Source organism: Streptomyces sp. NBC_01410 (assembly GCF_045040195.1).
GTDB lineage: Bacteria > Actinomycetota > Actinomycetes > Streptomycetales > Streptomycetaceae > Streptomyces.
This window is the reverse complement of record NZ_CP109530.1, coordinates 2910911-2924250: the sequence shown is the minus strand read 5'-3', so window position 1 is coordinate 2924250 and position 13340 is coordinate 2910911. Positions and strand designations below refer to the sequence as shown.

Here is a 13340-nt window from a genome sequence, read left to right as displayed (position 1 = left end):
CCAGACGCCTTCGATCTGGGTATGTTCCTCGCCGTCAGGGCAGCCACCGAGTCCTCGAGGAGTCGAGACCCGTGTCGGAAAACAAAGATCAGAAGTTCGTCTACGACTTCACCGAGGGGAACAGGGACCTCAAGGACCTGCTTGGTGGCAAGGGCGCGAACCTCGCCGAGATGACCAACCTCGGGTTGCCCGTCCCTCCGGGCTTCACGATCACCACCGAGGCGTGCAAGGTCTACCTCGAGAGCGGCCAGGAGCCCTCGGCGCTGCGCGACGAGGTGAGCGCCCATCTCGACGCCCTCGAGCAGTCGATGGGCAAGAAGCTCGGCCAGGCGGACAACCCCCTTCTCGTATCCGTACGCTCGGGCGCGAAGTTCTCCATGCCGGGCATGATGGACACCGTCCTCAACATCGGCCTCTCCGACGCGTCGGTGGTCGGGCTCGCCAAGCAGTCCGGTGACGAGCGCTTCGCCTGGGACTCCTACCGCCGCCTGATCCAGATGTTCGGCAAGACCGTCCTCGGCGTCGACGGCGAGCTCTTCGAGGACGCGCTCGACGAGGCCAAGACCGCCAAGAAGGTCACCGTCGACACCGACCTCGACGCCGCCGACCTCAAGAAGCTGGTCAAGCAGTTCAAGAAGACCGTCGCCCGCGAGGCCGGCCGGGACTTCCCGCAGGACCCGCGCGAGCAGATGGATCTCGCGATCCGCTCGGTCTTCGAGTCCTGGAACACCGACCGCGCCAAGCTCTACCGCCGCCAGGAGCGCATCCCCGGCGACCTCGGCACGGCCGTCAACATCTGCTCCATGGTCTTCGGCAACCTCGGCCCCGACTCGGGCACCGGTGTCGCCTTCACTCGTGACCCCGCCAGCGGCCACCAGGGCGTCTACGGCGACTACCTGCAGAACGCGCAGGGCGAGGACGTCGTCGCGGGTATCCGCAACACCGTGCCGCTCGCCGAGCTGGAGACGATCGACAAGAAGTCGTACGACCAGCTGATGCAGATCATGGAGACCCTCGAAACGCACTACAAGGACCTGTGCGACATCGAGTTCACCATCGAACGCGGCCAGCTGTGGATGCTGCAGACCCGGGTCGGCAAGCGCACCGCCGGCGCCGCCTTCCGTATCGCCACCCAGCTGGTGGACCAGGGCCTGATCGACGAGGCCGAGGCGCTGCAGCGCGTCAACGGCGCGCAGCTCGCCCAGCTGATGTTCCCGCGCTTCGACGAGGACGCGAAGGCGGACCTGCTCGGCCGCGGTATCGCCGCCTCCCCGGGTGCGGCCGTCGGCAAGGCCGTCTTCGACTCGTACACCGCGGTCAAGTGGTCGCGCTCCGGCGAGAAGGTCATCCTGATCCGCCGCGAGACCAACCCCGACGACCTCGACGGAATGATCGCCGCCGAGGGCATTCTGACCAGCCGTGGTGGCAAGACCTCGCACGCCGCCGTCGTCGCACGCGGCATGGGCAAGACCTGTGTCTGCGGCGCCGAGGACCTCGAAGTCGACACCAAGCGCCGCCGGATGACGGTCAACGGCACCCTCGTCGAGGAGGGCGACGTCGTCTCCATCGACGGCTCCACCGGCAAGGTGTACCTCGGTGAGGTCCCGGTCGTGCCCTCCCCGGTCGTCGAGTACTTCGAGGGCCGGATGCACGCGGGCGCCGACGACGCCGACGAGCTGGTCGCCGCCGTGCACCGGATCATGGCGTACGCGGACCGAGTACGCCGTCTTCGCGTACGGGCCAACGCCGACAACGCCGAGGACGCGCTGCGCGCACGGCGCTTCGGCGCGCAGGGCATCGGCCTGTGCCGCACCGAGCACATGTTCCTCGGTGAGCGCCGCGAGATGGTCGAGCGGCTGATCCTCGCCGACACGGACGACGAGCGCGAGCAGGCGCTGGGTGCCCTGCTGCCGCTGCAGAAGAAGGACTTCGTCGAGCTCTTGGAGGCGATGGACGGGCTGCCCGTCACCGTGCGGCTGCTGGACCCGCCGCTGCACGAGTTCCTGCCGGACATCACCGAGCTGTCGGTACGCGTCGCCCTCGCCGAGTCCCGCAAGGACGCCAACGAGAACGACCTGAGGCTGCTCCAGGCCGTGCACAAGCTGCACGAGCAGAACCCGATGCTGGGTCTGCGCGGTGTACGCCTCGGTCTGGTCATCCCCGGTCTGTTCGCCATGCAGGTGCGGGCGATCGCCGAGGCCGCGGCCGAGCGCAAGAACGCCAAGGGCGACCCGCGCGCGGAGATCATGATCCCGCTCGTGGGCACCGTCCAGGAGCTGGAGATCGTCCGCGAGGAGGCCGACCAGGTCATCGCCGAGGTGGAGGCCGCCACCGGCACGAACCTCAAGCTGACCATCGGCACGATGATCGAGCTGCCCCGCGCCGCGCTGACCGCCGGTCAGATCGCCGAGGCCGCGCAGTTCTTCTCCTTCGGCACGAACGACCTCACCCAGACGGTGTGGGGCTTCTCCCGCGACGATGTCGAGGCGAGCTTCTTCACCGCGTACCTGGAGAAGGGCATCTTCGGGGTCTCCCCGTTCGAGACGATCGACAGGGACGGCGTCGGCTCGCTCGTACGCAGCGCCGTCGAGGCCGGTCGCGCCACCCGCCCCGACCTGAAGCTGGGCGTGTGCGGTGAGCACGGCGGCGACCCGGAGTCGGTGCACTTCTTCCACGAGGTGGGCCTGGACTACGTCTCCTGCTCGCCCTTCCGGATCCCGGTGGCGCGCCTGGAGGCCGGCCGCGCGGCGGCCGAGTCGAAGGGCAGCGACTCCCGATAGAACGCCGGAGCCGTCACCGGTCTGCTGGGGGCCTCGGCCCCCGGGAGATCGGTAACCCTCACCCTCACCGACCCGGTGGCGGCTCCGGAACACAGAAGCGGAAGAGGCGGGCGCCTGTGCGGGGCGTCCGCCTCTTCCGCTTATTTCACGCTTGCCGGAAAGTCCATGTTGAATTCCGGACCGTTACCATGAATCGAATTTTTGCCATTTACTGCGCAAACAACGGGCGGAGCGCGGCCTGTGGATCCCCATCCGCAGGCCGCGCCCCATTACCCGTGCCGGACAGGGAGCCGCAACCCTCTGTCGCCCGCCGCCGGACGCGCAAAGCCCCCCACGGTCTTCGCTGCGTCCATCGGAGACAGAAGATTTCCTGCCCGACGTCGTACAGCCTTTCGGTTGGCACCCACCCCTCGCGAGGCGTTTCAACTGTGGCTGAAACACCGTGGTAACGTCCTGTGATTGCATGCATACTCAGTGGTGGGGGCGATTGCGGATGCAACAAGTGGGGGTTCAGTGCTGCGTATCCATTTCACTGGGGATGACCTAGCCAGAGTTCGGATGGCGGCCAGACCGGATGTTCTGTGGGAAACGATTCTCAGCTTTCATCGATTGAGGGAGCGCCGGCGCGCGCTGATGTTCGGCGAATGGCGTGCGGAAACCCGGGTCCGGCTGAGTGGTGAAACACGCCTGCTGGCCGCGCTGGTTCCGCCGCGGGGCTATTTCCCCGACTTTCTGACACCCCCCGAGGGGGCCTACGGGCTGGAGGCGGGCCTGGAAGCCCTGCGGGCCACCCCGCCCGCCCGGCTGCACTCCGAACTCGCCCTGGCGGCCGCGGGACGGGCCACCACGCCCGTACTGCCGGGCCGGCTCTCCGCACTCGCCGAGGGCAGACCCGAGGCGCTCGCCGGTCTCGTCGGCGCGCTGCGCACCTACCACCGGGCCGCCATCGAACCGTACTGGCCGCACATCCAGGCGACGGTCGAGGCGGACCGCGCGGTGCGCGGCCGGGCGCTGCTGGACGGAGGCGCCGGAGAACTGCTCGCCTCACTGCCGCCGGTGCTGCGCTGGCGGGCGCCGGTCCTGGAAGCCGACTATCCCGCGGAGCGCGAACTGCATCTGGACGGGAGGGGGTTGCTGCTCCAGCCGTCGTTCTTCTGCCGCGGCACCCCGGTGGTCTACCGGGACACCGGGCTCCCGCCGGTGCTCGTCTACCCCGCCGCCCACAGCTGCGCTCCGGCCTTCGGCGAGTCGGGCGACCCCTCGCTCGGCAAGCTCGTCGGCCACACCCGCTCGGTCGTCCTGCAGGCGATCCGCTACGGCTGTACGACCAGTGAACTCGCCCGCAGGGCAGGGGTGTCGCTCGCCTCCGCCAGCCAGCACGCGGCGGTCCTGCGCCAGGCGGGCCTGGTGGTGACCCTGCGCCACGGCAATGCCGTCCTGCACACGGTCACCCCGCTGGGCGCCGCCCTGCTCAGGGGCGGCGCCACAGCGGAGGCCGCGGGCTGACGGGCAGCCGCTAGGCCCTGTCCGGCCGATCTTGCCGGGCTCGCGGGCCCTGGCACGGCACCTCGCTGCGTTGTCGTCAGTCGCCTACGCTCCGCGTGGGCTCCATCCTCCGCCTTGCGATGCACCACGCCAGACCCCGCTCACTGATCCGGCCTGATCGACCGGACAGGACCTAGGCCCGGAAGGGGCCCGTCACCTCGTACGTGATGCCGCCCGACGAGGAGCCGCTCGTACCGCGCTGGCTGGAGAAGTACAGCCGCGTGCCGTCGGGGGAGAAGGCCGGTCCGGTGATCTCCGACGAGGACTGGCCGTTGATCCGCAGGAACACGGCCACCACATCGTCGGGTGTGATGATGCAGATCTCCATGTTGCCGCCGTCCTCGGCCACGAAGAGATCTCCGGAGGACGAGCCGGTGACGTTGTCCACGCCGGTCAGCGGGGCGCCGCCGCCGACCACCAGCGAGTCGTCGTAGGCCAGCTCGTAGGTGCTGCTCGCGAGGTTGAGCTGCCAGACCCGGTTGTCGCCCTTGGTGGTGAACCAGACGGTGTCATTGGCGTAGTGGCAGCCCTCGCCGCCGTTGAAGTGCTTGGCGCCGGAGACCTGGGTACGCGTCGTGGTCGGCGAGCCGTCCGGGTCTGGCACGTTCTGCCAGCTGAAGGAGCCGGAGGTGCCGGAGCCCGCGACGAGAACCTGGAGGGTGCCGGAGGCGAGGTTGCCCCAGGTGGTGGGGATGAACCGGTACAGGCAGCCGTTGGACTCGTCCTCGGTCAGGTAGATCACCTTGCGCACCGGGTCGGCGGCGGCGGCCTCGTGCTTGAACCTGCCCATCGCGGACCGGCGCACGGCGGCGTTCACGCCGTACGGGTCGGTCTCGTAGACGTATCCGAGGCTGACCTCCTCGCACGAGAGCCAGGTGTTCCACGGCGTCTTGCCGCCGGCGCAGTTCTGGCGGGTGTTGGAGAGGATTCTGTACGCACCGGTGATCGCGCCGGCCGAGGAGAACTTGACCGCGCTCGCGCCGCCGGAGGGGTTGATTTCCGAGTTGGAGACATAGATCCAGCCCGAGCCGTCGGCGAAACAGGCGCCGCCGTCGGGGGCGTTGTGCCAGGTGTACGAGGTCGAGCCGACCCGCTGGCCGGACCGGGCGATCACCCTGCTGCTGAACCCGCTGGGCAGCTGGATGCCGTTGGCGTCCGCCGTACGGAGGGCCCCGTAGGGACCGGGGCCCGGCTGGGCGGGAGCCGCGTAGGCGGCGCCCCGCATCAGCGTGCCCCCGAAGGCGGCGGCGGACGTGCCGATGACCGCTCCGCGCAGGAAATTGCGACGTTCCACTGTCACTCCAGGTGAGGGTGGTGACCGCCCCGGGACGTCGGCCGACGACCCGGGGTAGCGCGCTACCGGAACCTAGGAGTCCTGAATTGACAGCACGTCAACACGTGGTGACGTAGAGCGGTCCACTCACCTCGGGGGTGTCTTTCGGATCTTGCCGGGCTCGCGTGCCCTGGCACGCGCGCTCGCTGCGTTGTCGTCAGTCGCCGACGCTCCGCGTCGGCTCCTTCCTCCGCCTTGCGATCGCACGCACCAGAGCCCGCTCCCTGATCCGGCCTGATCCGAAAGACACCCCCGAGCCCTGGCCGTGATCGCCCGGCTCCGCCGCCGTGACGTGCTCTCAGGACACGGAGGACCTGAGGCCCTCGTACGTCACACCGGTGAGCTGCTCGGAGGCGACCCACAGCCGCTCACCCGTCGCGTCGTTCTTCGACCACTTGATCCGCCACGAAGGCGCGGGCGCACCGCGCCAGCCGAGCAGCCGCGGCCCGGTGAAGGAGTCGGGCCGCACACCCGGCGCGGTGGCCGCGTACAGCGTCGGCAGCGCGCCCGACTCCGCGGACTGCGCGAAGAGCCGGTTGCCGACCGCCATGAACTGCTCCTTCGCCTTCTTGCCCTCCATCCGCGCGCCCGCGGTCTGCAAGTTGGTGTTCGAGTAGCCGGGGTGGGCGGCGGCAGCGACGATCTCGGAGCCCGCCGCCGCAAGCCGCCTGGCCAGCTCGTGCACGAAGAGCAGGTTCGCCGTCTTGGTGCGGGAGTAGGCGGTCCAGGGGCTGTAGCGGCGTTCGCTGTTGAGATCGCCCATGTCGAGGCCTGCCATGGCGTGCATGAAGCTGGACACGCTCACCACCCGCGCACCCTGCGCCTTCTGCAGCTTCGGCAGCAGGAGTCCGGTCAGCGCGAAGTGCCCGAGGTGGTTGACGCCGAACTGCCTCTCGAAGCCGTCGGCGGTCTTCCCGTACGGAAGGGCCATCACGCCCGCGTTGTTGATGAGCAGATCGAGGCTGTCGTACGGGTAGCGGGCCGCGAACTCCCGTACCGAGGACAGGTCCGCCAGGTCCAGCGGGCTGAACTCCACCTTCGCGCCCGGCACCCGGCCCGCGATGTGGGCCTCGGCCTCCTTGCCGCGTGCCTCGCTGCGGCAGGCGAGAATCACCCGCGTGCCGCGGCGGGCCAGCTCCCGTGCCGTGATGAGTCCGATGCCGCTGTTGGCCCCGGTGACGACGGCGGTGCGCCCGTCCTGGTCCGGTATGTCGCTCGCGTTCCAGCCCGACATGGCTGAACTCCTCAATAGGGAAACTGGGTTGAGTTCAGCCTATGAACGAACGGGCCCGGGAGCCACAGTCGGCGCCCAGATCTGATCCGGCCGCTCCTCCCGCGTCAGCGGATGTCAGGCCGGACAGCGGGCGCGACTCACCCCACGCGCACCTCGTACGCCGTCACCGACACCGCATCGTCGTCCAGACAGCGGCCCGTGCGCAGGTCGAAGCGCTGCTTGAGCAGCGGCGACGCGACGAAGGGGCCGCCGGCCGCCGAGCCGAGCAGGCCGCGGGAGAGGACCTGGGCACCGGTGAAGGGGTCCCGGTTGTCGATGGCGTGGACAGCGCCCTCGCGGTCCACGAACACCGCCGCCTGGGTGCCGTCGGGCAGGAGGGCCGCGACACCGCGGCCCGGCGTCAGCAGCGACAGGGCGCAGAGAGCGAACCACTCCTGGCCCACACGGAGTTGGACCTGAGTTTGCGTCTTCTCGGGGGCGATCGTCATCGGGCGGCAGTACCTTCCAGGGCTTCCAGCGGACGGATGGACAGCAGCGGCAGATCAGGCTTGACCTGGTCGCGCTCGGGCACGAACTTCACCGTCGGGTCCGGGACGTCGGGCGCGTTGACGAAGGAGACGAAACGGCGCAGCCTCTCCGGGTCGTTGATCGTCTCGGACCACTCGTCGCGGTAGTTCGCGACATGGTTCGCCATCAGCGACTCCAGCTCGGCGCAGATGCCCAGCGCGTCATGGACCACCACGTCCCGTACGTGATCGAGGCCGCCCTCGATCCGCTCCAGCCAGGTCGAGGTGCGCTCGAGCCGGTCGGCGGTACGGATGTAGAACATCAGGAACCGGTCGATCAGCCGGACCAGTTCGGCGTCGGAGAGATCCTGGGCGAGCAGATCGGCGTGGCGCGGAGTCGCGCCGCCATTGCCGCCCACGTACAGATTCCAGCCGTTGGCCGTGGCGATGACGCCGAAGTCCTTGCTCTGCGCCTCCGCGCACTCGCGCTGGCAGCCGGAGACCGCGGACTTGAGCTTGTGCGGGGAGCGCAGGCCCCGGTAGCGCAGCTCCAGGTCGATGGCCATCTTGACCGAGTCCTGTACGCCGTAGCGGCACCAGGTCTGCCCCACACAGGACTTCACGGTGCGCAGCGCCTTGCCGTACGCGTGCCCCGACTCGAAGCCCGCGTCGACCAGCCGGGCCCAGATCTGCGGCAGTTGGTCCACCCGGGCGCCGAACAGGTCGATCCGCTGGCCACCCGTGATCTTCGTGTAGAGGCCGTAGTCGCGGGCCACCTCGCCGATCACGATCAGCTTCTCGGGGGTGATCTCACCGCCGGGGATGCGCGGCACGATCGAGTACGAGCCGTTCTTCTGCATATTGGCGAGGAAGTGGTCGTTGGTGTCCTGGAGCGCGGCCTGCTCGCCGTCCAGCACATAGCCGCCCGCGCCGATCGTCGGGGCCAGCGAGGCGATGATCGAGGCGACGGCCGGCTTGCAGATCTCGCAGCCGTTGCCGCCGCGGGCAGCCTCCCGGCCGTGCCGGTCCAGGATCTCCTGGTACGAGGTGAGGCGCAGCGTGTGCACGATCTCGTACAGCTCCTGGCGGCTCTGCCCGAAGCAGCCGCACAGGCCCTTGTCGACCTCGACGCCCGAGGCCTCCAGCTCGGCGTTGACCAGCTGGCCGAGCACCTTGACGCAACTGCCGCAGCCCGTACCGGCCTTGGTGCACTTCTTCACCTCGGGCACGGTGGTGCAGGAGTGCTCGGTGACCGCGCCGCGGATGGTGCCCTTGGTGACGTTGTGGCAGGAGCAGATGACCGCGTCGTCGGGCAGCGCGGAGGGGCCGAGCGCCACCGGGCCGCCGATCCCCGCGGGCATCACGAGCTGCTCGGGCGCGACGGGCGGGATGGAGCCGGTGAGCGGGCGCAGCATGCCGTACGCGTCGGCGTCGCCGACCAGTACGCCGCCGAGGAGTTCGCCCTCGCTGCCGATCACCAGCTTCTTGTAGACCCCGGAGCGGGAGTCGGAGTACACGACGTCCAGGCAGCCCTCCGCCGCGCCGTGCGCGTCGCCGAAGGAGGCCACGTCCACGCCGAGGAGCTTGAGCTTGGTGGACATGTCGGCGCCGGTGAAGCTGCGGGCTTCCTCGGTGATCGTGGCCGCCGCCGTCTCAGCCATCTCGTAGCCGGGCGCGACGAGTCCGTACACCCGGCCGTCCGAAGCCAGCGCGCACTCGCCGATCGCGAACACGGCGGGGTCGGAGGTACGGCACTGCTCGTCGACCACGATGCCGCCGCGCTCGCCGATCGCGAGACCCGCGTCACGGCCGAGCTGGTCCCGGGGCCGTACACCCGCGGAGAAGACGACGAGATCGGTGTCCAGGACCGAACCGTCCGACAGGGCCATGCCGTTCACGGCGCCCGCCTCGTCGACGGTGATCTCCTGCGTGCCGGTGCCCGTGTGGACGGTCAGCCCCATGCGCTCGATGGTGCGCAGCAGCGCGGCGCCACCGCCGTCGTCGACCTGCGCCGGCATCAGCCGGGGCGCGAACTCCACGATGTGCGTCTTGAGCCCGAGGCCCTTGAGCGCGCCCGCCGCCTCCAGACCGAGCAGCCCGCCGCCGACGACCGCGCCCGTGCGGGCCGTCTTGGCGTACTCCTCGATCGCCAGCAGATCCTCGATCGTGCGGTAGACGAAACAGCCCTCGGCGTCCTTGTTCGGCACCGGCGGCACGAAGGGGTACGAGCCGGTGGCGAGGACGAGCGTGTCGTACGTGAAGCTGCGGCCGGCGCGCGAGGTGACCGTGCGCGCTTCCCTGTCGATCGTCTCGGCCGGGTCGTCCAGATGCAGCTCGATACCGTGCCGCTCCATGAAGTCGCCCTCGACGAGGGAGAGTTCGTCGGGCGTACGGCCGGAGAAGTACGAGGTCAGCTGAACCCGGTCGTAGGCGGCGCGAGGCTCCTCGCACAGCACGACGATCCGCGCCCGCCCGGCCACGCCGCGCTCGGCGAGTGCCTCCAGGAAACGCTGGCCGACCATGCCATGGCCGACGACCACGATCGTGGGAGTCGTGGGGGTGGTCATAGCGGGCATGTCAGAGGCCTCCATCATTGGTGAGCAGGTGGAGCAGGGGCACCGTCTCCGGCAGGGCCTCGTCGCCCTCCCAGGCCCGGGCGAGCGCGCCGACCGCGGCGAGATCCCCGAGCAGCACCCCGCCGACGAGCCGGTCCCCGCGGACGACGACCTTGCGATAGGCGCCGCGGGTGGCGTCGGCGAGCTGGACGACGTCGTCCCCGGGGCGCGGGGTCGGATCGCCGAACGCGGCGAGATCGAGTGCGCCGGGACCGCTGAGGGTCAGCCGGGTCAGGGCGCGGGTGCCCGTGTAGCGGGCGGGCTTCCCGGTGAGCAGGCAGGCCAGCACATCGGCCTGTTCGAGGGCCGGACCCGCGAGCCCGTACACCCGTCCCTCGTGCTCGGCACAGTCGCCGACGGCGTGGATGTACGGGTCGGAGGTGCGCAGCTCGTCGTCGACGAGGATGCCCTTGCCGACGTCGAGCCCGGCATCCTGCGCGAGCTTGGTCCGCGGTCGCACCCCGCAGGCGAGGACGACGAGCTCCGCGTCCAGGACATATCCGTCGGCGAGCTCGACATCCGTGCCGCGCAGTCCGCGCACCCGGCACTCGGTGTGGACCTCCACGCCCATCGCTTCGAGATGCGCGCGGACCAACTGCGATGCGGAGACGTCCAGTTGGCGCTCCATGAGGTGCTCGCCCTGCTGGGCCAGCACCACCTTCGCACCCCGCTCGGCCAGCGCCCGCGCCGCGGAGACACCGAGCAGCCCGCCGCCGACGACGACGGCCCGGATCCCGGGCCGTACGGCGGCGGACAGGGCCGCGCAGTCGTCGAGCGTACGGAACGGATGCACGCCGTCCGGGAGCCCCTGGGCGATCCCGCGCAGGGCGGGCAGCACGGGGTTCGAGCCGGTCGCGAGGACCAGCCGGTCGTACGGCACCGGAGTCCCGTCCTCGCAGAGCACCAGCCGGCGCTCCCGGTCGATGGCAGCTGCCCGCACGCCCCGGCGCACCGGTACGGCGGGCAGCGCGATCACCTCCGGGGCGTAGCGCCCCGCGAGCACTTCCGCGAGCAGCAGGCGGTTGTAGGGGGCGTGCGGCTCCTCACCGATCACGGTGACGGGCGCGCCGACGGCGACGAGCTGCCGCGCGAGCCGCGCGCCTGCCGTCCCGCTGCCGATCACCACGGTTCCAGATGCCATAGCCGCAGCGTGCGGGGTCGGTGTTACCTCGCAGGTGCGGGGCTGTTTCCCGGGGGGAACGCTGCGCTCAGCGCGGCGGGGTGGGGGGTGTGAGGGCGCGGCGCCTGCGGCGGGCCTTGTCCCCTACCCGCCCTCCCCCAGACTCCGTCCGGGGGGACCCCCAACCTCCCCGTATGCGACCTTCGGCCGCATGTCCTCAATCGCCGGACGGGCTGGATGTGCGGCCCAGCCGCACATTCCAGCCCCGTGGGGGTCCCCCCGGACGAAGTACTGGGGGAGTTTGAGGCGCGGGGTCCGGGGCGGAGCCCCGGTTGAGGGAACGGGCGGGGTGGGGAACAAGCCCGCCGCAGGCGGTAAAGTTGCCGTCTCCACACGACGTGGACCTACCGAGGAGGTGAGACCCATTACCGCTGTCGCAGTCCGGGTGCTCTCATCTCTCAAGGACCCGCGGTCCCTCCCGCATAGGTGACCGCCCCTCCCGAGCGCGCCCTTCGGTTCCCCGAAAGGCTCTCATGCCGGTTTCACCGTCACTCCTGACTTCTCCCGCCATCGTCACCCGGCTTCGCGCCGCCGGCTGCGTCTTCGCCGAGGACGAGGCGGAACTGATCCTCTCCACCGCACGGACGCCGTCCGACCTCGCCACCATGGTGGACCGGCGCGCTGCCGGACTGCCCCTTGAACATGTCCTCGGCTGGGCCGAGTTCTGCGGTCTGCGGGTGGCCGTGGACCCGCACGTCTTCGTACCGCGCCGCCGTACCGAGTTCCTCGTTCGCCAGGCCGTCGCCCTCGCCCGCCCCGGGGCCGTCGTCGTCGACCTGTGCTGTGGCTCCGGCGCGGTCGGTGTCGCGCTGGCCGCGGCGCTGGGGCAGGTCGAGCTGTACGCGGCCGATGTCGACCCCGCCGCGGTGCGGTGCGCCCGGCGCAATGTCGGGGGCGCCGGCGGCCGGGTGTACGAGGGCGACCTGTTCGCGGCACTGCCCGCCGCGCTGCGGGGCCGTATCGATGTACTGGCCGCCAACGTGCCCTACGTACCGACCGAAGAGGTGGGACTGCTGCCCTCGGAGGCCCGCGAACACGAGCCACTGGTCGCGCTCGACGGCGGCGCGGACGGGCTCGACGTCCTGCGGCGGGTCGCGGCCGATGCCCCGCGGTGGCTGGCGCCGGGCGGCTGCCTGCTGGTGGAGACCAGCGAGCGTCAGGCGCCGCTCGCCGTGGAGGCCTTCAGCGGCAGCGGGCTGATCCCGGCGACGGCCGTTTCCGAGGAGTTGTACGCCACGGTGGTGATCGGAACGAGGCCCGCCGGGCCGTCGGCTTGATCGGCGCCCCCGGAACCTCAGGCGTCGCTCAACTCTCCCGGGATCGATGGACGCCACACGCATCACGTCCGTAGGGTCGCGGGCATGCCCGACATATCGCTGACCACGCTCGTCTTCCTCTGCCTCGCCGCCGCTGCGGCCGGCTGGATCGACGCGGTGGTCGGCGGTGGCGGGCTGCTGCTCCTGCCCGCCATGCTGCTCGGCCTGCCCCATGTCCAGACCGCGCAGATCCTCGGCACCAACAAGGCAGTTGCCATCGTCGGCACGTCGGGCGCCGCGATCACCTATGTGCGCAAGGCCCCTGTACAGGTGAAGACCGCGGTACGGATCGGGCTCGCCGCGCTCGCGGGCTCGATGGGCGGCGCGTTCTTCGCGGCCGGGATCAGCAGCGACGTACTGAGGCCCGTGATCATGGTGGTGCTGCTCGGCGTCGCCGCCTTTGTGATGCTGCGCCCCACCTTCGGCACCGCGACCGACGCCGAGCGGCGGACCGTCACCCGCGCCCGTACGATCGCCGCGATCGTGCTCGTGGGCGGCGGGATCGGCTTCTACGACGGGCTCGTCGGGCCCGGCACCGGCACCTTCCTGGTGCTCGCGCTCACCGCCGTACTCCATCTCGACCTGGTGACCGCGTCCGCCACCGCCAAGATCGTCAATGTCTGCACCAACGGCGGGGCCCTGGCGATGTTCGCCTACCAGGGCACGGTGATGTGGCAACTGGCCGCGGTGATGGCGGTGTTCAACCTGGCGGGCGGCATGTTCGGCGCGAGGATGGCGCTGCGCAAGGGCAGCGAGTTCGTCCGCGGAGTGCTGCTCGTCGTGGTCTTCTCGCTGGTCGCGAAGCTCGCCTTCGACCAGTGGACGGCTTAG

The 13340-nt window shown here is 70.3% G+C and carries 9 protein-coding genes; 4 read left to right on the top strand and 5 right to left on the bottom strand.

Annotated features, from left to right (window positions below):
- The first annotated feature begins 71 nt into the window (after window positions 1-71).
- Together ppdK and OG741_RS13385 are read left to right on the top strand one after the other, a co-directional pair.
- On the top strand, window positions 72-2780 hold the full coding sequence (gene ppdK / locus OG741_RS13390; RefSeq protein ID WP_405597384.1) for a pyruvate, phosphate dikinase: 2709 nt from the start codon (window positions 72-74) through the stop codon (window positions 2778-2780).
- Window positions 2781-3293: 513 nt separating this feature from the next.
- On the top strand, window positions 3294-4286 hold the full coding sequence (locus OG741_RS13385) for an ArsR/SmtB family transcription factor (RefSeq protein ID WP_405597381.1): 993 nt from the start codon (window positions 3294-3296) through the stop codon (window positions 4284-4286).
- Window positions 4287-4458: 172 nt separating this feature from the next.
- On the opposite strand, the gene OG741_RS13380 is transcribed toward OG741_RS13385, so the two are convergent.
- The 5 genes from OG741_RS13380 to OG741_RS13360 all read right to left on the bottom strand — a co-directional run bounded on the left by OG741_RS13380 (window position 4459) and on the right by OG741_RS13360 (window position 11154).
- Window positions 4459-5619 carry an alkaline phosphatase PhoX gene (locus OG741_RS13380; protein WP_405605544.1) on the bottom strand — a complete coding sequence of 387 codons (1161 nt, stop codon included), beginning with the start codon at window positions 5617-5619 and terminating at the stop codon, window positions 4459-4461.
- 337 nt (window positions 5620-5956) lie between these two features.
- Window positions 5957-6892 (bottom strand): oxidoreductase, encoded by a 936-nt coding sequence (locus OG741_RS13375; RefSeq protein ID WP_405597380.1) that lies wholly within the window; start codon window positions 6890-6892, stop codon window positions 5957-5959.
- 137 nt (window positions 6893-7029) lie between these two features.
- Window positions 7030-7380 (bottom strand): nitrite reductase small subunit NirD, encoded by a 351-nt coding sequence (nirD, locus tag OG741_RS13370; RefSeq protein ID WP_405597377.1) that lies wholly within the window; start codon window positions 7378-7380, stop codon window positions 7030-7032.
- Window positions 7377-9974 (bottom strand): nitrite reductase large subunit NirB, encoded by a 2598-nt coding sequence (nirB, locus tag OG741_RS13365; protein ID WP_405597374.1) that lies wholly within the window; start codon window positions 9972-9974, stop codon window positions 7377-7379. The genes nirD and nirB overlap by 4 nt, the downstream gene beginning before the upstream one ends.
- 1 nt (window position 9975) lies before the next feature.
- A complete protein-coding gene (locus OG741_RS13360; RefSeq protein ID WP_405597371.1) occupies window positions 9976-11154 on the bottom strand; it encodes an NAD(P)/FAD-dependent oxidoreductase in 1179 nt (392 codons plus the stop codon).
- Between the two features lie 512 nt (window positions 11155-11666).
- Between OG741_RS13360 and OG741_RS13355 the strand changes: the two genes are divergently transcribed.
- Together OG741_RS13355 and OG741_RS13350 are read left to right on the top strand one after the other, a co-directional pair.
- Window positions 11667-12470, top strand: a complete 804-nt coding sequence (locus OG741_RS13355; protein ID WP_405597369.1) for a putative protein N(5)-glutamine methyltransferase — start codon at window positions 11667-11669, stop codon at window positions 12468-12470.
- Window positions 12471-12554: 84 nt separating this feature from the next.
- Window positions 12555-13340, top strand: coding sequence for a sulfite exporter TauE/SafE family protein (locus OG741_RS13350; protein WP_405597367.1), 786 nt, complete (start codon window positions 12555-12557; stop codon window positions 13338-13340).

Excerpts from the sequence above, each read along its gene's own strand:
- OG741_RS13350 (WP_405597367.1), top strand. The coding sequence starts at position 12,555 with ATGCCCGACATATCGCTGACCACGCTCGTCTTCCTCTGCCTCGCCGCC.
- OG741_RS13360 (WP_405597371.1), bottom strand. The coding sequence starts at position 11,154 with ATGGCATCTGGAACCGTGGTGATCGGCAGCGGGACGGCAGGCGCGCGG.
- OG741_RS13355 (WP_405597369.1), top strand. The coding sequence starts at position 11,667 with ATGCCGGTTTCACCGTCACTCCTGACTTCTCCCGCCATCGTCACCCGG.
- nirD (WP_405597377.1), bottom strand. The coding sequence starts at position 7,380 with ATGACGATCGCCCCCGAGAAGACGCAAACTCAGGTCCAACTCCGTGTG.
- OG741_RS13375 (WP_405597380.1), bottom strand. The coding sequence starts at position 6,892 with ATGTCGGGCTGGAACGCGAGCGACATACCGGACCAGGACGGGCGCACC.
- nirB (WP_405597374.1), bottom strand. The coding sequence starts at position 9,974 with ATGCCCGCTATGACCACCCCCACGACTCCCACGATCGTGGTCGTCGGC.